This is a genomic window from Streptomyces sp. NPDC050485 (genome assembly GCF_044458185.1).
GTDB lineage: Bacteria > Actinomycetota > Actinomycetes > Streptomycetales > Streptomycetaceae > Streptomyces.
The window spans coordinates 68,183-85,905 of the sequence record NZ_JBITHR010000006.1 but is presented as its reverse complement, the minus strand read 5'-3'; the positions used below and the strand labels follow the sequence as shown (position 1 = coordinate 85,905).

Sequence of the window (17,723 nt, the reverse complement as noted above, 5' to 3'; positions counted from 1 at the left end):
GGGCGGGCGCTTCGTGCTCAGCTCACCGTGAGCGCGGTGTCGTCGATGACGAACGACGTCTGGAGCTTGGAGCCCTCGGTGCCGGTGAACTTGAGGGTCACCGTCTGCCCCGCGTAGGCGCCGAGGTCGAACGTGCGCTGGGCGTAGCCGCCCGCCGCGTTCAGGTTGGAGTACGTGGCGAGGGTGGCGAGCACCGTCCCGCTGCCGTCCAGGACCTGGACCTTGAGCGTGTCGTACGCCCTGCTCCTGGTGGTCTCGGCCGTGTCGATGTGCAACTGGAAGCCGAGCGAGGCCGCGCAGCCGGCCGGGATCGTCACCGTCTGCGCGAGCGTGTCGGTGTGCGCGGTCCCCTTGCCGTCGAGCCAGGCCTTGTACGCGCCGGTGCGGGCGGGCTCGGCACTGCTGTTGTTGATGATGCCGCTGGTGGCCGTCCAGCCCGAACTGCCGGATTCGAAGCCGGGGTTGGCGAGCAGCTGGGCGCTGGTGCACGGCGTCGGGGTGCCACCGCTGCCGCCCGCTCCCGACAGCCATTCGCTGGCGTTGAGCGCGAGCGCGGCATTCGTGCCCGCCGGGTCGTCCCAGCCGTCGTACAGCTTTTTGCCCGGCTGGCCGGTGCCGTCGTCGATGGGTGAGCTGTCGCCCCAGTAGGCGACACGGCCGGTGCCGAAGGTGCTGGTGGTGAAGAAGGCGCCGGTGTTGCCCGAGTAGCCGGTGCGGTAGACCAGGCCCTTGACGGCCGGGTTGTCGGCGGGATTGAGCGTGGCGGTGGTGCCGTTGCGGATGATGCTGCCGGTCACCGTCCCGAACGAGCCGTTCAGGACCGGGTCGGCGGCATCGCTCACGGCCCTCGGGTTGTCGGTGACGATGTTGAGCGAATCCACGGCGAACCCGAACGGGTCAGTGCTGTTCACGCTGTTGTTGGTCATCAGGTCGTTGATGACCTGAACCGAGTCCGCGCCGTCGTTGTTGCGGTCCGAGCCGGCGTGGTCGGAGATGAGGAAGAGCCCGCCGCCGTTCTGGACGAACTGCATCACCGCGGTCTTCTCCGACGCGGTGAGCAGCACGTTGGGCTCCGGCAGTACGAACGTGTCGAAGTTCTTGAGGTCGAGCGGCGAGGAGGTGCCGTAGGTGATGGTGTTGCCCGAAGGCAGCGTCTTCAGGGCGTAGTTGCCGGTCTTCTGCAGTGCCACGCCCCATGAGGACAGTGCCCCGGTCCAGTCCGACTCGGCCGAGGGGGCGGGGTTTTCGGCCAGCGGGTCGGGCTGGCTGGTGCTGATGATCCAGTCGGCGTTGCCTGCGGTCTCCGCCTTGGAGTTGTCGAACAGGACGCGGTGGGGGGTGGCCGCGGTCACGGCGGGCGCGGCGGCCGCCTGGACGGCGGTGCCGGCGATCAGGGTGCCGAAGACGGCGAGGGCGCCGGTGATGCGGCGGTGGCGGAATCTGGGGCGGTGGGACCTGCTCGATCCGAGCATCCGGCGTACCTCCAGGTGAGGGGGAGAGGCGGTGCGGGCGCCAAGTCTTCGCGCGTAGACGGTCGTTCGGCGGACGTCCACGCTTCGGGTGTCTGAACGGTACATGGCAAGTGGGGGCGTCGGGCAAGCCTTGTGCGCTACGTGGGCTTCGGGAAGCCGGGGGTGGTGCAGGAGCCCGGCCCCTCGATGCCCCTGTCGCTCCTTCTGTGCCCACAGGGCTCACTGGAATTTCGCGCTCCTCGCACATCCGGGTGTTTGTAAACAGGACACTTCACTCGCCCACTCGCGCCACGATTACCGCACGGGTCTCCACGTCACCGCTTCTGCGACGGTTCTTCGGTCACCCTTGAGCGCACCCTGCTGGAATCTACGCAATTCAACAAAGCAACTGACATTGGCATTTGACCGCCGAAGGGCAGGAAACGTGAGGTGTGTCGCCGAAAGCCCGCTGGCCTGATCCGCTGGAACCTCGTCATCCTGCGGTTGCTGGCCGATCCGGTCCCTGGCCGCCCTTCATCGTCAGCAGGAGACTCGGCCTGTCCACCGGGGGGCTCAACTGTCTTCCCTCGGGGGCATGACACATCGTGCGCAGGCATCGATGTGCTCAGTCAGGTGTCCGCCAGGAGAAGGGGAAGTGCATGACCGAATCACGCTACGACATCGACATCACGATGTCGGACGCAACGGCCCTCGCGCTGGAACAGGGGAAATACCGCCTCTACGGCTTCAAGGGAGTCCAGAGTTCCACCCCCAACGGATCGCCGGTGGTGTGGCTCAACACCGACACGTACTCCACGGAAACCACGATCACGTGGGAGCGGCATTTCGCGGCATACGGCTCGACGACTGCCATCAATCCGGGCTACGAAGTCACCGGGCGGAACTCCAAGCCCATCAAGTTGGGGGAGAAGTTCACCATCATCTCCGATCTGGGGATCGGTGAGGTTTCGACGGGTGGGCAGGCCGGTCTTGTCAGCCTCATCAACACCCGCACCAAGCAGTTCACGGTCGGTGTCTCACAGGCCCAGCCCGGCCAGCCGGCTGCGCCGTTGTGCGCAGTCACACTCCACGGCCTCAACTCCGCCACCTTCATCCCCGTGGAGCGGGTCCTCCTCACCTTCGCCACCCAGCCGTTCAGGGTGGGCACGGTCATCGTGCAGATGTTCGCCCCGGGGCTGCTGATCGACATGGGCACGGAGCAGAGGAGGAGCGTCACCTTCGACGTCAACCAGGGGTGGGCCGCCTCGGGGAACCCGCCGTGGGCGGCGAACGTGGACTCGGGTGACCTGATCGCCCCGCTGCTCATGCAGTACTCCATGCAACTGGCCGCGCAGGTCGAGGAGGTGAAGATCCTGCCCTGACCGGCCCGGCAGCGGACCGCTGAGCGAGACAGGGCACATGGGCCCCGCTCCACGCCGGATCCTCTTCGGCGCGGAGCGGGGCCCGACAGGTGGAACTTCCACGGCGACGGGTCAGGCGCGCAGGTCCGGGGGCCGCTGTCCGTTCCTGCGGTCCACGACCGCCGGCAGTTTGCCGCTCGTCGGCGTGCGGAACAGCGCGGCTCCGTCGACCGTCTCGACGGTGAAGTCGAGCAGCTTCTCCGCGACCGCCGAGCGCACCTCCGGGTAGGTGGCGAGGAAGGCGTCGCGCGCCGTGTCCGGGTCGGGGGCGTGGGACCGCTCCATCCGGAGGGTGAGGCCCTCACGGGCGGGCCCGCTGGTCAGGACGGCCTGCATCTCGCCGCTGTAGCGCAGGTGCTCCTCCGCGATGGCGGCGAAGCGGCGGTAGTTCAGGAAGTACGTCGCCACGCGCATCACCTCGCCGAGCCGGCCGAGCAGTTCGAAACGCGGGGCGTGGCTGCCGCAGGGGCAGCGTCCGGGCAGGGCCCGTCCGAGGTCGCCGATGACGTACCGGTCGAGGTGTTGGCCGCGGCGGGCACGGGTGGTGAAGACGAGCCGGCCGGTCTCCCCCGGTGCCACCGGGCGGTCCGCGTCGACCTCGACGATCTCCAGGGTGTGGAGGTCGGCGTGGAGGTGGTGGACGCCGCCGGTGCTGCGCGTGCACTGGTAGCCGAGGGGGCCGAGGTCGGTGCTGCCGTAGGTGATGGAGTGGACGACCTCGATGCCGAACGTCTCGGTGAGGACACGGCGTTGTTCGTCGGTGAAGTGCTCGCCGCCGTAGTAGATCTTGCGGATGCCGCCGTAGGAGCGCAGGAGGTCGGCTTCCTCATGCAGGAGCTGCCAGAGGTAGGAGGGCATCCCGAAGAGCGTGTCCACCTCGTACGCGACGATCATCTCCGCGGTGGCCCGGTGGTCGGGGCCCGCGGCCATCGGCATCTGGACGCCGCCCAGGCGCTCCAGGATGGAGAAGAAGCTGATGAACCCGCCGTACATGCCGCCGCAGTAGAAGAGGTTGGCGGTGCGGTCACGCGCCGGGTCGTAGCCGGCGGCGAGCAGGCCGCGGGCGGCGGCCCGCATCTGCGTGTCGTAGTCCTCGTACGTGAAGAGCGACAGGGCGGGCGTGCCGGTGCTGCCTCCGCTGCGGAAGTACAGCTCGGCGTCGCCCCGGTCGACACCGAGGTTGAGGTCCCGGACGGCGGCCTTGTCAAGGAGTGGCCCGGCGGGGCGGGGGAAGGCGACCGGGCGGGCGAGGTCGTCGAGGCAGGCGGTGGTGGCGAAGCGTTCGTCGGCCTGGACGGCGACGCGGCGGCTGTAGCGCTGCAGCGCGTAGACGCCGTCGTGCGGTTCCCCGAAATAGCCGGCGGTCATGGCGCCTATGGGCGTGACCCGGGTGGCTCCGGCGGCCAGGACCAGGGTGGAGAGTTCGGCGATGTCGGTGCGGCTGCCCGCGAGGCCCGCCGTCTGGAGGTAGCGGCGCATGGGGCGCAGCGTCGCCATGAGGTGCTTGCGGGGCAGCGGCTTGACCCAGACGGTGCGGTGCAGCGGGGAGGCGGTGAGGGCCGGGCGGATGTCGGCCATGACGCGCCACGTGCCGTCGGGGGCGGCGAGGACGCGGGTGAGGCCGAGGTGTTCCTCCAGCCGGGCGAGGTGCTCGGTCGTGGTCAGTTCCGCGTACTCCGCCGGGTCGAGCTCTTGCGCGGCGGGCGCCGGCCGTGCGGCGAGGGCCGCGGCGAGCCGGTCGCAGAACGCGTGGAGTTCGCCGGTGTCCTCGGTGTCGAGGTAGACGACCTGGGGGCTGGAGCAGGCCTGCTGCTCGAAGAGGCAGACGTCCTCGGCCAGGGCGTTCAGGGTCGCCTGGTCGGCCCAGGCATCCCGGGTGAGGTAGGCGAAGGAGATCTTGTGTCCCCACTCCACGAGGCGGCAGCCGGCCGGGACATGGGCGGCGACGCCCGCCACGGCCAACTCGCCGCCCCAGACCGCGACGGCGTCGGCGGGGGCGCACATCAGGCGCAGCCAGTCCTGGCGGGAGGAGGGGAAGCGCAGCACGATGATGCGCTCGGCGAGGGCACCGGTCGGGTCCTGCGCGGCGAGTTCGGCGAGGAGGTGTGCCGCGAGGAGGGTGTCGGCGCTGCTGGTCTTGAGAACGTTCACGTTGCCGGCGAGGAGTCCCTCGATCAGGCTGAGCGGGGCAACGGTGGCGGCGTTGCCGGGGGCTATGTGGGCGACCAGGCCGACGGGCGCCCAGGCCTCGTAGACCGTCTCCTTGGCGTCGGGGCGGTTCAGCCGCTGCGGGGCGGTGCCGCCCAGTTCGCGGCGGAGTTTGCGGGTGAGGGCGCCTCGGTCGAGGAAGGCGGCGAGTTCGGCGTACAACTCCTCGGCGCCGTCCGTGGGCAGGTGGGGCGCCAGCCGGTCCCGGACGGGGTGGTCGGGGTCGCGCAGCGCTTGCGCGAGGGCGTCGCAGGCCGCCAGGACGGTCTCGGTGTCGAGGGGCTCGGCGAGCGCGGCCTCGACGGCGGCGGGCAGCGCGGCCAGCCGGTCGGCGGCCTCGTCGTCGCCGATGAAGGCGCCCTGCCAGTAGTGGTGGTTGATGGTGTCGGTCATGACATTCCCTTCATCAGTTCGGCGGCGGCCACGGCACAGCTGCGGTTGCGGCTGACTCCGGCTCGACCGTGGATGGTGAACCACGGGGTGGTCAGCTCGCAGTCGCACTCCTCGCCCGGGTGGAGCGAGGCGAGGTCGCCCATGACGACGCTCTGCGCCGGTACGGAGGTGATGTACGGGGACACCAGGTGGAGGTAGCCGCGTTCGCCGTACGGGAGGGGTTCGAGGGTGCGGGTGGAACGGATGAAGACGCGGGACCAGACGGGTGCGTGGAGGTTGTGGTGCGCGCACTCGATGTACGGGACGCAGTGCTCGACCGAGCCGAAGGTGTCCCGGATCCGCTCCGAGGGAACGCCCAACTGCTCGGTGACGCGGGCGTACAGCTCGTGCTTTCCGATCTGCCGGTCGGTGTGGCCCTTCCAGCCGCCGCCGAGGATGATCAGGGAGCCTTCCGGCAGCTCCAGCGGCGGGAGGCCCATGGCCCGCATCCGCTCCAGCGTGAACCAGAGGAACGCCGGGAAGCCGAGGATGCGGACGGGGACGTCGTCCTCGGCGAAGCGGCGCAGCGCGGCGACGCAGCCGAAGGGGTCGAATTCGTGCCCGTTGCCGGTGTCGCGCAGGGCGTACTCGACCTGCCGGGCCGGGGCGAAGTCGCACAGGTAGTTGTCGGTGAACGAGGTGCCCAGGTTGAGGTCGCGGGCGGGTTCGTAGCTGTAGAGCAGGTAGTTGACCGACTGGTTGGGGGTGATCCAGCCGTTGTGGTCGAAGATGCGGGCGACCATGCGCTGGGCGGAGCGGATCGTCCACTCGTCGAAGAACATCTGCGACTTCTGTCCGGTGGTGCCGGAGGAGGTCAGGTGCAGGTGGACGTCGTCCCGGGGGATGGAGAGGACCTCGTGGCGCTTGAAGAAGTTCGCGTGCACCAGGGGTGCTTCGTACGGCGGGCCGGGGAGGCCGGCTGCCCGGCGGCCGGCGTCCTGGAGGTCGCGGAAGAACGGGGACCGGTCCCGGTGCCAGGCGTTGATCTCCGCCATGGCCCCGGTGAACAGTTCCTCCTCCGCCAGGGCGCTGGTGTAGGGATCGCTGAGGTCGCAGAGCTGCTGCAGCCGGGCGAGGGCGGCGGCGTCGGGGACGTCGACGGGGGCGAGATGGGGGTTCGAGGGAGTCATGGAGCGACCTCACGTGAGGGCAGATGCGCCGACGCCCAGGCCGACACATAGGAATCGAGGAAGGGCTGGAGCGGCGGGTCGACGACCACGCCGCGGAAGTCGATGTGCTCGGTGGTGCGGGACATCACCACGTAGTCGTGGAAGCCGTCCCGGTCCCGGCGCATGGCCGGGTACACGGCCCCGGCGATGAAGCCCTGGGCGGCGAAGGCGGACAGCGCGGCGTGGTGTTCGAGCGGGACGAGCGCCTCGACGTAGCCGGCGCCCGCGCGGGTGAGGGTACGGGTGACCGGCTCCAGCCACCCCGCGGCGGCCGCCGGGTCGGGGTGGGCGGCGACCAGGGCGCAGTAGCCCCCGGTGCGGTTGAGGTAGGCGTACACCTCGAAGCCGCCGCCGTCGGCGGGGGTGAGGAGGATGTTCGGGGTGTGCAGCGGGTAGAACCAGCGGCCGCGGTCGGGGAAGTGCGCGTGAAAGCGGCGGCGGACGAAGGCCGGCGCGTCGATCACTTCCAGTGGCGCGGCCCCGGGCCCGGCGGGCAGCGGCAGCGGCGCCGCGGGCCGGGCGTCCGCGTAGCTGATGCCGAGGCTCGCCCCGGCGGTGCGCAGGAGCGGCGCCAGGAGGGCGGGCACCTCGGCGACGGGCACCCGGCGGTCCAGCACCCCGGGCGAGTGGCGCGCGTAGAGCGCGAGGCTTTCCCGGCTGCCGAGGTCGACCGCGTTGGGCAGGATGCCCAACGGGCGGAAGCCGTGGCGGGCCACGACCCGCTGGGGTCCGGCGCTGACCGTCCGGACGGTGGCGTACACCGAGTCGAGGGTCCCGGCGTCGAGGGTGGCGGAGCACAGCGCCTCGGTCAGCCGCCCGGCGAGCCCCGATCCGCGCTGGTCCGGGTGGACGGCGAGTCCTTCGAGGCGGCCTATGCGGGTGCCGGCCTCGCCGTGGATCGCGGCCGAACCGGCGAGGGCGCCGGTACGGGGGCAGCGGGCGACGAGCCAGAGGGTGTGCGGGTCGCGGATGAGCCGGGACATCTCGGCGGGGTCGGTGCCCAGCGCCGTGGGGTAGTGGGGTCCGTAGACGGCGTAGTACAGCTGGCGGAGGTCGGCGATGTCCGTCGGCGCGGCCTGCTCGATCACGGCGGTCATCGGCTGCCTCCGGCGGCGGGGGCGGAGGCCGGCGCCGGGTGCGCGGCGGTTTCGTCGTCGGGCTCGGCGCCGGGTCCGTCCGCCGTACGGGAATGCCCGGGCAGCAGGAGCAGGGCGAGGGCGGCGGGCACCAGGCCGGCCGCCTGGATCAGACACAGCGTCCGGGCGGAGAGGTGGTCGCCCAGCAGTCCGAACAGCAGCGAGGCGACCGGGAAGGTCGCTCCGAGCACGGCCTGCATGACAGCGAAGAAGGCGGGTTTGTCGGCGGCCGGGACCAGGCGCTGGAACAGGGCCACGAAGCGGACGCCGATCACTCCGACGCACCAGCCCGTCACCAGCAGGGCGCCGGCGATGACGGGCCGGGCGGCGATCAGGCCGGGGACGGCGAGGGCGATGGCCATCGCGCCCAGGCAGGCGGAGCCGACCACCGGGGGACGGCCGGGCACCCGGGCGCCGGTGAAGGAGCCGATGAGCGTGCCCAGGCCGAGGGACGCCTCCAGGAGGGACACGGTGGCGCCGTCGCCGTGCAGGACCGTGGCCGTGTACAGCGGCATGACGACGAAGACGGCGGTGGTGAAGAGGTTGGCCGCGGTGAAGCAGAGCAGGATGGCGCGGACGTACGGCAGCGCGCCCAGGATCTGACGCAGCGTCCGCCGCGGGGCGGTGGCGCAGTACGGGGCGGGCTCGGCCGGCGCGGTGCCGTCGGGCGGGGTGCGGAAGCGGACGGTCGTGATGAGCACCGCGGCCGTGCCGTAGGCGATGGCGCAGCCCGCCGCGAGGCCGGCCACGCCGGCCACGTCCACGACGAGGGCGCCGAGCAGGGCGCCGCCCAGGCTCGCGAGCGACTGGGTGGACAGTTCGAAGCCGGTGGCCGCCTCGATGTCCTCGTCGTCCACGAGTTCGGGCACGGAGGTGGTCAGGCACGGGTCGAAGAAGGCCTGGCAGGTCGCCAGGGCCAGAGCCGCCGCGTAGACCGCGACGACCGGCAGGTCGCTCGCGGCGGCCCAGACGGCGAGTGCCGCGGCGGCCGTTCCCGCGCCGGCGGCCGCGGCGCGCAGCAGCGAGCGGCGGGAGCGGCGGGCGATGGCGCGGGCGACGAGCGGGGCCAGGGCCACGGCGGGCAGGGTGCTGAGGGCCATGAGCAACCCGGCCGCGAGACCACCGTCGCCGGTGGCCGCGTAGCCGATGAGCCACCAGGAGGTGCCCACCTGGAACATGCGCGTCCCGGCCTGGGTGAGCACCTGGCCCAGCCATACCGTCCCGAAGGCGCGGTTGCGCAGGACGAGCGGGAGCCGGCGGCCGGGGGCCGCCGTCGGGGTACTCATGCGGTCGGCCTCTCGTCGAGGACGCGGACGAGCTTGCCGGAGCGGGAGTTGACGACGAGGTCGCGGTGACGGGTCCACTCGACGCCGACGGGGTGGACGAATCCCGTGGCGACGCTGTCGGGGTAGAGCGGCCGGGCGGTGTTCAGTCCGGTGACGACCGCCTTGGCCAGGACGTCCAGTGTGCCCGGGTCGTGCCCGGGGGCGGTGGCCAGGCGCAGTATCAGGCCGTCGCGACCCGCCCAGCGGCGTACGACGAGTTGCGTGCCCGTGACGAGGCCGTCAGTGTCGGCTTCGACGACGGCGCTCGTGGCGTCGTCCCAGTACAGCGAGACAGGCCCGACGCGTACGCCTTCCTCGGCGCGGCCCAGGATGCGGAACGCCCCGCCTTCGGTGTCGGTCCACTCGGCGCGGTCGCCGGCGGGGTAGCGGATGACGGGCATGAGGCTGCGGAAGAGCTGGGTGACGACGACCCGCCCGGGACGGCCCGCCTCGCGGATCGGCTCGCCGGTCGTCTCGTCGAGGATCTCCACGACGGTGTGCGGGGTGAACGGCCGGTGCGTGCGCGTGTCCGGGCCGTCGACGGGCCTGCCGAGCAGGCCGCCGTCGACGCTGGCGTAGCCGAGCGAACGCGGTACGGCGTTGGGGAAGCCGCCCGCGAGGAGGCGACGCTGGTCGGAGAAGAGCGCCTCGCCACCGAAGAACAGGAGCTCGACCTGCGGGAGTTGGCGGCCCGCCGACGTCAGGTGCTCGGCGAGCCGACACAGGGTGGTCGGCGTACCGGCGACGACGTGGGCGCCGAAGTCCTGGAGGGCCGAGACCGTCGACTCCAGGGGGGCTCCGCCGCCGATGGGCAGGCGTACGTTGGCCACGGGAGCGTGTGCGAGCGAGTCCAGGACGAACAGGAAGCTCGCGTAGAGCTCACCGGCGTAGAACAGATCGGCCACCCGATGACCGGGCCGCAGACCCGCGTCGACGAGGCCGGCGCCGAACGCCGTGACGAACTCGCGCCACTCCTCCCGGGTGTAGCAGGAGAAGCGCGGCGTGCCGGTGGTGCCGCCCGTCTTGAACACGACGGCTTCCGCCAGGGGGGCGGTCAGGACGCGGTTGTCGTGCAGGGTATTTGCGGCCCAGAACGCGTTCTGATCCACCACGGGCAGATCGGTGAGGCGGTTCACCTCGGGCGGCAGGTCTGCGTAGAGGTCGGCGTAGAAAGGGGAGCAGTCTCGGGCGAAACGCACGAGGTCTGAAAACCGCTGGACGGGCATGCTGCCTTTACCTGGAGATGAAAGTTGAAAGGGAAAGGAAATAGGTGGCATCCACGGCGTGACGGTCCCCCGACCTCATCTGTTGACTGGTCAACAATGCACGTGTGCCCTGCAGTTCGCAGGTGTGAGCCATGCCTGATCCCCACTCACATCATGGAACACGCGGAACGCACCACCAAATCGATGGCAAGTGCGGTCGGGCCACAGAGTGGACTTCCGGCCCGCGTGGCTGGAAGTGCGGCGCCGGGGAGATGGCGCCGAGGCTGCTCGGAGAGCCGTTCCAGCGCCTTTGGAACCCGCAAATGAAGGGCCGCGGCCATGAGGCAACTCACGGCGACGTTCTCACGGGAGGAGAACGACGGCGGGCGTGAACGAGGCCGATATCAACGCACCGCGACACTTCCCCACATCCGCGCCGCCATGGCGTGAACTAGGGGGTGTCCGGCCATGACCCGCCGGACACCCCCTGGTACTCCAGTGAGAATTCGTGTTCTGAGCTGGTTCTTCTCGTTGTCCTGTCATGGTGGTGATGGGTGAAGTCGAGTGCTGGGCAGCGGAGTTGGAGTCGGGCCCTGGTGGACCGCGAGCTCCATCTTCCCAAGTCCTGGACGACAGACCGTGAGCGGTCCAGGCAGCCAAGATCCCCGACGGCCGGGGTTTCGCCAACGAGGCGAGCTGGCCAAGGCCATGGTCCGCCGCTGTCTGGCGGCCTGCCTTCCGCCAGCCTGGGTGACCGCAGACGAGGCCTACGGACAGGACTGGTCCTTCCGCCGCCTGCTCGAACAACACAACCTCGGCTGCGTGGTGGCCGTCCCCAAGTCCCAGCAGATCAAGTGCCTGGCTGGCGTCTGGCGCATTGATGAGCTCATCGACGACGCCCCGGCCGGCGCCTGGCAGACCCTGTCCTGTGGCCAAGGCGCCAAGGGACCACGCGTCTTCGACTGGGCGGCGGCGAAGCTCCCCGTCAACATCGTCTTCGACCCGGACCCACCAACCCACCACCGCCGGGTGATGGCCCGCCGGAGCCTCTCCGACCCCAGCGAACTACTACCTCGCTTACGCGCCCGTCGATGCGGACCTGGGTCGAGAGAGCGGGTCGACGGTCGACTCAGGTGACACCTATGGACTCCGGGGGTCGCCTCAAGGTCGGCGAGCGGCTTGTCAGAGGGCGGTGCGAGGATGGCGGTGTGTTCCGGGAGGTGACCGGGGCGAGGGCGTGGGCAGGTTTCGAGTGGTCGGAGGCGGCATGGCCAAGGAATTCCAGGTGACTTACGACTGCGCCGATCCGGGCGCGCAGGCGGCGTTCTGGGCTCAGGCGCTGGGCTATCGCGTCCAGCCGCCGCCCGAGGGCTTCCCCGACTGGACGGCTGCGCTGACGGCGTGGGGGGTGCCGCCTGAGCGCCACAACGACCGGTCGGCCATCACGGATCCGGACGGCAAGGGGCCGCGGGTGTTCTTCCAGAAGGTCCCGGAGGGAAAGACGGCGAAGAACCGCTTGCACCTGGATGTGCGCGCAGCACCCGGCCTGACCGGGGACGAGCGGATGGCCACGCTGGAGGAGGAGGCCACCAGGCTGGAGGGGCTGGGAGCGAAGCGGCTGTACCGGCTTGAGCCCAATGCCCTGGACAAGGGGACCATTGTGATGACCGACCCGGAGGGGAACGAATTCTGCCTGGATTGAGGGCAGGGTGCTGGCTCCAAGAAGCTTCCGCTTACCGGTCGGCGGGCTTGATCAGTCGAACTGGGTTCTGGACCGGGTGATCGCTGCGGTGTCAGCGCATGAAGGAGGGGCCTCTTGGTAGCTCGGAGTTGCGAAGCTCAAAAGCACCGAGGAGGCCCCGTCGCCGCGGTGTTGCGTGACCACGCCCGTCGCGTCCAACTCCCGCGTGTCGCAGTGCGATTGCCTCGCTCACCGGTTCGGTGGCGTGGCGATTATCCGGACCGGGCCCGGTGTTACACCTACGACATGACCGAGGCGGAATGGCAGGAAGCCCGCCGGTCGCTGCCCGTTCCCCTCGTGGCTTCGGGGGCGGCGAGCCACCTCCGGACAGACACTTCACCCACTCGGCGTCGGTGTGCACTTCCACCGCCTTGACCAGTAGGTCCCGGGGCATGCTGTCGAAGAACTGGGAGATGTCGAACTCGACCACCCGGTCCCGTTTCCAACAGCGGTCCCGGCACTTCTCCACCGCGTCCGATGCGGACCGTCCGGGCCGGTATCCGCAGCTGTCCGGGTGGAAAACAGGACACCTGTCGCATCGGATGCCGAGCCACTGCGGTCCAGCCGACTGTGGCGAACGCGAGCGCCGCGCCAACACCGCCCACTTTGCGTCGGACAGATCTGTCGGATACCCGAGCCGCCGCACGGCCATCTCGGCCTCCACCCCATACGGGGACTGCCAACCCACCTGCCCTGAACGGGGCTTCTCGGACCTGCTGAAGAGCGTCTCGCCATGAACCGACACGACGCAGGGAGGATCAAAGATCCCAAATTGCCGCAATCCTTACATATATCTTCCTGCTGAGCAGTCAACCCAGGGCTTCACGCCCAGGTAAGAAAGGGCCAAACCATGCGCAAGTTTCAGCGCGCTGCCGTCGTTGTCGCAGCGGTCACGGGGCTGTCCGCCCTCGGTGTCGGCGTCAGCTTCGCCGACGGCTATAGCGCCTCTCCGCGGGTCGCTGCGGTGGCCAACTCACAGGCCAACGCCGTGGCCACGTGGGGCACTGCGGTGGCCAACTCGCAGGCCAACGCCGTGGCCACGTGGCGCGGCACCCCATAGACTCAACTGCCCTACGCCTCGAAGGCGACTCCTACTCCGCGCCCGAGTACGGTTCCAGGTAGATCCCTTGTGTCACGTGCTCACGGACATGAACCACGACGGAACCCGCATCCGCGCATGAGATTGCCGCGCCCGAGCGGGTCCAGGGGTGCGCCGTAACGCCCCTGGTACCACCGGCCTGGACCGGGGTGCGCTGAGATGGATGCCGGTTTCGACAGTTGCTGCATGCCCCGCTTCGCGTACGCGCCGGGGCATGCAGCGGTCATGCCCCGGCGGGTGGTGCAGCTGGTCAAGGGGCGTGAACGCGGCGGTGCTTGCCCGGGGCGTGCATGCACGTCGGTGACTGCTCCCTGAACAAGCGACAGGCCACCGCGCAAGTCCCCCTGGTGAACGGGCAGTTCAACTTGAGGAGCGCGCGACGACGGGCTGCGATACGGACCGGAGTCCTTACCAGGGAGCGGCCGGTGCCGGCAGCGCGGCGAGGGGGATTGTCACCACCGAGCGGTTGAATCCGCAGGCTGGGCTGCACGGCCGGGCGGGCGAGGGTCGCCGGCTCGGAGCGGGGCGGGGCGGTCGGTACTGTCGTCGTCGAGGAGGAATTGTGAAGCGTCATGTCGTCACTGTCTTGGCCGTTGTCGTCGCCGGGCTGATGCTGTTCGCGGTACCGGCCGCGGCTCAGGACGGCCATGGCCATGTCGAGAGCAACGACTGGAACGTCCCGCTCACCAACATCGGCCTGTTGTAGTGCCGAGTCCAACTTCGGCAGCAACGGCGATCTCCGGGCAGGCGTTCCGTACGGCTTCCAGCGCATGACGTCACCGTCAGCCTCCACAGTTCCACGCCGACAGCGAGCGGGTGGCCGTGGAGGCGACCATGGCGGCGACGCTCGCCTACGGAAACCACTCCGCCATGTCTGCCCCGCGACCAACGAGTGCAGGACGAACCACTGTGCTGCGGACATGACAGCCAGCGTGTGACCCGCTGACGGAGGGGTCAGTGCGCGTCGTGGGAGCCATGTGTGACAGGGCGGGCCGAGGCGGTATCTCCGGGGGCGGCCTGGATGGTGCGCGGCGCTTCGGGCGTGGCCGGGTCTGACGCGGACGATGCCGTCGGGGGCGTGCCGCCTTCTTCCTTCATGGCTTTGGTCTCGCTCTTGAGGATGCGCATCGACTTGCCCAGTGCCCTGGCGGCGTCCGGCAGCTTCTTCGAGCCGAACACCAGGACGAGCACGGCCACCAGGATCAGCAGATGCCACGGCTCCAGCGCATTGCGGAACATCCCGCGACCGCCTTCCTCTTCATCGAGCGGGCGCATCGGCAGTGCCGCGCCCACGGGAAAGATTGCTACATTGCGCAACTGTACAACTGTGGGGTGGGATCAAGCGTCCTCCCCCTCGTTCTTTATAGACCGCACGGACAAGGGGCACTCACATGGCAGGCAGCCATCAGGTGTCGGGTCGGCGTCGGGCTGGTAGCGGGGCCGCGGCCTCCAACAGGGGCTCGAACGTGCTGGTCGTCGGAACGGCCGCACGGACTGACGGCAACAGCGACCTGGGCGGCGGGAACAAGAATGACATCGCCCGCTCCGACACCGCCTTCCTGCCGCACACCCACGCCGACCAGAAGCACGCCGTCGCCGTGTCCATTCCACGCGACCAGGCCAGTGACCCGTCCCCGTCGCCGAGCGCCCCGGAATTCGTGTCCGGCAAGGGGATCCCAGTCGCCGTGTTCAACGCCACCACCGTCACCGGCCTGGCCACCCGCGCCGTGGACGCGCTCAAGCAGCACGGCTTCACCGTCACCGGCACCACGACGGCCCAACGCCAGGACCACCAGGTGACGGTCATCACCTACGGCCCCGGCCGCAAGGCCCGGGCCGAGACACTCGCCCGCCGCTTTCCGGGCGCGGAACTCCAGCCGTCCACCGCCCCCGGCGACACCGTGATCCTCGGCAAGACCTCCGCCGACAGGCCGCAGGCCAACCCGTCGGCGGTGCCTGCGAGTTCACCGACCCCCGACACGCTGCCCTCCAGCGTGAGGGGAAGGGCCCGTTCCGCCGACGATGACCCCTGCTCCAACCTCTCGTACGGCTGAGTACGAGTACCACCCGCCCGACGCACAAGAGGAGAACCTCACATGCCCGCCTACCCCCGGGCCGCACGACCCGGCCCGGCCACGGCCCTGGCCGGGCTGCTGCTCGCGCTGGCCGCCGTCCTCGTTCCCATACCCGCGCACGCGGCGAGCGGCACGGCTACGGTGGCCGACGCGCTCAAGAAGAGCCCCGTGTACGTCGATCCACGGGCCGAGAGCCAGCTGCCGAAGCCCGACGCCGACGCGCTCGCGAAGAAGATCAAGGACGCGGGCAGGCCGGTCTTCGTGGCCGTCCTGCCGCAGAGCACCGAATTCCCGTCGGCCAGCGTGCTCCAGGACGTGCGCTCGCTCACCGGTATCACCGGGTTGTACGCGATCCGGCTCGGCGACGGCTTCAACGCCGGAGCCGACCGGCAGGTGATGGCCAAGAACGCCGTCCAGAACCTGGTGGGCGCGGTCAAGCGGTCCTCCACACACGACGCCAAGGCAGAGCTGAACAGCTTCGTCGACCAGGCCCTCCACCAGGCCAAGGGCAAGGCTCCCGGCTCCTGGACAGGCGGGAGCGGGGACAGCTCGGCGACCATCGCGTGGCTGGCCGTCGGCGGAGTGCTCGTCGTGGGCGGCGGCGCCGGATACGCCCTGCTGAGGCGGTCGAAGAAGAAGCGCGAGGAGCGCGAGCGCGCCGAACTGGACGCCCTGCGCACCGTGGTGGACGAGGACATCACCGCGTACGCCGAAGAACTCGACCGGCTGGCCTTCACGCCGTCGGAGCCCGGCGCCACCGATGAGATGCGCAAGGACTACGAGCACGCCCTCGACGCCTATGACAAGGCGAAGGAGCAGATGGCGGCGGCCACCCGGCCGCAGGATGTGCAGCCGGTGACCGAGACCCTGGCCGACGGCCGCTTCGCGCTGGCGACCCTGGCGGCCCGCCGCAATGGCGCGCCGCTGCCCGAGCGCCGGGTGCCGTGTTTCTTCGACCCCCGCCACGGTCCTTCGGCCATCGACGTCCAGTGGGCCCCGGTCGGCGGCGCCCCGCGCCCCGTCCCCGCCTGCGCCGCCGATGTGGCACGCGTCAATTCCGGGGAGGACCCCGAGGCCCGGATGGTCCACACCGACCAGGGCCCGCAGCCGTACTGGAACGCCGGCCCCGCCTACGCCCCGTGGGCGGGCGGCTACTTCGGCGGCGCAGGCGGCATCCTCGGCGGCCTGCTCGTGGGCACGGTGCTCGGCAGCCTGATCAGCGCCCCGGACGCGTTCGCCGAACCGGGCTTCGCCGGACCCGAAAGCCTGCCCGGCGGGGGCGAGTTCAGCGGCTCCGACTTCAACCCGTCCGACTTCTCGGGCAGTTTCGGTGGCGGCGGGTCCGGCGGTGACTCGGGAGGTGACTTCGGCAGCGGCGACTGGTAGCCGTCGCCACCCGCAGCCTGGCCCCGGTGCCGCACCGGGGCCGGCTCCGTCCCTCGGTGCATCCGGTCGGCCCATGTGCTTTCGAGCGGCGGCGACCAACGCATTGCCGACGGAGGGTTGAACCGCTCCCGGCCTCAGGTCCCCACGGAACGCAGGAGTCGTTCGGGGGCCTGATGGGCGGCCCACCCGAGTTGACGCACCATCAACTGTGCGACAGCGACGATGTCCTGGTCCTCCGCGTAGTAGATCTGGCGGCGCCCTTCGCGGCGCGAGCCCACGAGGCCGGCGAGCTTCAGCTTCGCCAGGTGCTGGCTCGTCGCGGGGAGCGCGCCGCCCACCCGCTCCGCGAGCCCCGACACATCGCTCTCGCCCTGGGCCAGCGCCCACATGATGTGCAGGCGCGCGGGAGAGGCCAGCAGGCCGAACGCCGCGGCGGCGTCCGCCAGGACCTCCGCGGACGGGTCGGTGAACTCGCCGCTGCCCGCTGCCATGTCGGTCACCCTCCCGTCGCGTCCCGGTCACGTCCCGTGCCCGGGGGCGCTCTCAGTGTAGGCACCACCCCTGCCATCCACAGGCAGACGCCTTGCACACGCTCTATATAGTTACGCAACTGTGCAATAGATGTTGCCGGTCAGGCCCTCCAGCAACCTCCGGCGGCCGGGCACGCCGCGTCGGACGGTCGGCGCCCTTCGCCTGTGCGGGCGCGCATGACCAGGAGTCCGTCGGCGCCGGGGGAGCCCTGGGACCCGCCGATGCGGCGGGTCCCAGGGGTTCACTCCGCCATGCGGACACGCTCTGCTACGTGGACGTGCTCTGCATGGAGTTCGCCGGACCCGGTCACCGCCACGTAGGTGACCCGCAGTCCTTCGGTGAGGAAGGTCGCCCCCTCGATGGCTTCGCGGCGGACCAGGACCTCACGGCCGTCGTCCCCGTCGATGTACCCGTATCCCTTGGCCTGGTTGAACCAGCGGACCACTCCGCTGACCCTGTCGTTCACTCCTGTGCCTCCCCGCTGCTGTGTACTGGACTTCCATGTCTCTCTGCTGCCTGTGCCTGTGATGCCCTTTCCTCGGGG

The 17,723-nt window shown here is 70.3% G+C and carries 16 protein-coding genes; 7 read left to right on the top strand and 9 right to left on the bottom strand.

All coding sequences use genetic code 11. The features are described from left to right. Window positions 1-17 precede the first annotated feature (17 nt). On the bottom strand, window positions 18-1,472 hold the full coding sequence (locus tag ACIBK6_RS14385; protein WP_399051525.1) for a hydrolase: 1,455 nt from the start codon (window positions 1,470-1,472) through the stop codon (window positions 18-20). A gap of 638 nt (window positions 1,473-2,110) precedes the next feature. On the opposite strand from ACIBK6_RS14385, the gene ACIBK6_RS14380 reads away from it, so the two are divergent. Beyond that, window positions 2,111-2,833: a hypothetical protein gene (locus tag ACIBK6_RS14380; RefSeq protein ID WP_399051524.1), complete on the top strand. Its 723-nt coding sequence runs from the start codon at window positions 2,111-2,113 to the stop codon at window positions 2,831-2,833. Between the two features lie 111 nt (window positions 2,834-2,944). On the opposite strand, the gene ACIBK6_RS14375 is transcribed toward ACIBK6_RS14380, so the two are convergent. Genes ACIBK6_RS14375 through ACIBK6_RS14355 form a run of 5 tightly spaced genes read right to left on the bottom strand, consistent with a single transcriptional unit; the run spans window position 2,945 to window position 10,368 of the window. Next, a complete protein-coding gene (locus ACIBK6_RS14375; RefSeq protein ID WP_399051523.1) occupies window positions 2,945-5,473 on the bottom strand; it encodes an acyl-CoA reductase in 2,529 nt (842 codons plus the stop codon). Then, a complete protein-coding gene (locus ACIBK6_RS14370; RefSeq protein ID WP_399051522.1) occupies window positions 5,470-6,642 on the bottom strand; it encodes an acyl-protein synthase in 1,173 nt (390 codons plus the stop codon). Before ACIBK6_RS14370 ends, ACIBK6_RS14375 begins: the two co-directional genes overlap by 4 nt. Next, a complete protein-coding gene (locus ACIBK6_RS14365) occupies window positions 6,639-7,778 on the bottom strand; it encodes a GNAT family N-acetyltransferase (protein ID WP_399051521.1) in 1,140 nt (379 codons plus the stop codon). Before ACIBK6_RS14365 ends, ACIBK6_RS14370 begins: the two co-directional genes overlap by 4 nt. After that, window positions 7,775-9,103 (bottom strand): MFS transporter, encoded by a 1,329-nt coding sequence (locus ACIBK6_RS14360; protein WP_399051520.1) that lies wholly within the window; start codon window positions 9,101-9,103, stop codon window positions 7,775-7,777. Before ACIBK6_RS14360 ends, ACIBK6_RS14365 begins: the two co-directional genes overlap by 4 nt. Further along, entirely contained in the window at window positions 9,100-10,368 is a 1,269-nt protein-coding gene (locus tag ACIBK6_RS14355) for a phenylacetate--CoA ligase family protein (RefSeq protein ID WP_399051519.1), read from the bottom strand. The genes ACIBK6_RS14360 and ACIBK6_RS14355 overlap by 4 nt, the downstream gene beginning before the upstream one ends. 687 nt (window positions 10,369-11,055) lie before the next feature. On the opposite strand from ACIBK6_RS14355, the gene ACIBK6_RS14350 reads away from it, so the two are divergent. From ACIBK6_RS14350 to ACIBK6_RS14335, 4 genes are all read left to right on the top strand, one after another. Then, on the top strand, window positions 11,056-11,484 hold the full coding sequence (locus ACIBK6_RS14350; RefSeq protein ID WP_399051518.1) for a hypothetical protein: 429 nt from the start codon (window positions 11,056-11,058) through the stop codon (window positions 11,482-11,484). A 130-nt stretch (window positions 11,485-11,614) separates the two neighbouring features. Then, window positions 11,615-12,049 (top strand): VOC family protein, encoded by a 435-nt coding sequence (locus tag ACIBK6_RS14345; protein WP_399051517.1) that lies wholly within the window; start codon window positions 11,615-11,617, stop codon window positions 12,047-12,049. Window positions 12,050-12,938: 889 nt separating this feature from the next. Next, a complete protein-coding gene (locus tag ACIBK6_RS14340) occupies window positions 12,939-13,148 on the top strand; it encodes a hypothetical protein (RefSeq protein ID WP_399051516.1) in 210 nt (69 codons plus the stop codon). A gap of 601 nt (window positions 13,149-13,749) precedes the next feature. After that, complete coding sequence (locus ACIBK6_RS14335; RefSeq protein WP_399051515.1) at window positions 13,750-13,893, top strand: hypothetical protein; 144 nt, start codon at window positions 13,750-13,752, stop codon at window positions 13,891-13,893. A gap of 248 nt (window positions 13,894-14,141) precedes the next feature. On the opposite strand, the gene tatA is transcribed toward ACIBK6_RS14335, so the two are convergent. Next, window positions 14,142-14,426, bottom strand: coding sequence for a Sec-independent protein translocase subunit TatA (gene tatA / locus ACIBK6_RS14330; protein WP_399051854.1), 285 nt, complete (start codon window positions 14,424-14,426; stop codon window positions 14,142-14,144). A gap of 227 nt (window positions 14,427-14,653) precedes the next feature. Here tatA and ACIBK6_RS14325 point away from each other — a divergent pair, with 227 nt between their 5' ends. After that, the gene (locus ACIBK6_RS14325) at window positions 14,654-15,241 is read left to right on the top strand and encodes an LCP family protein (RefSeq protein ID WP_399051514.1); all 588 of its coding nucleotides are present in this window, start codon (window positions 14,654-14,656) and stop codon (window positions 15,239-15,241) included. A 42-nt stretch (window positions 15,242-15,283) separates the two neighbouring features. Then, window positions 15,284-16,648: a hypothetical protein gene (locus ACIBK6_RS14320; RefSeq protein WP_399051513.1), complete on the top strand. Its 1,365-nt coding sequence runs from the start codon at window positions 15,284-15,286 to the stop codon at window positions 16,646-16,648. Window positions 16,649-16,782: 134 nt separating this feature from the next. On the opposite strand, the gene ACIBK6_RS14315 is transcribed toward ACIBK6_RS14320, so the two are convergent. Together ACIBK6_RS14315 and ACIBK6_RS14310 are read right to left on the bottom strand one after the other, a co-directional pair. Further along, window positions 16,783-17,139 carry an ArsR/SmtB family transcription factor gene (locus ACIBK6_RS14315; protein WP_399051512.1) on the bottom strand — a complete coding sequence of 119 codons (357 nt, stop codon included), beginning with the start codon at window positions 17,137-17,139 and terminating at the stop codon, window positions 16,783-16,785. A 281-nt stretch (window positions 17,140-17,420) separates the two neighbouring features. Beyond that, window positions 17,421-17,645 (bottom strand): cold shock domain-containing protein, encoded by a 225-nt coding sequence (locus ACIBK6_RS14310; RefSeq protein ID WP_399051511.1) that lies wholly within the window; start codon window positions 17,643-17,645, stop codon window positions 17,421-17,423. Window positions 17,646-17,723 lie beyond the last annotated feature (78 nt).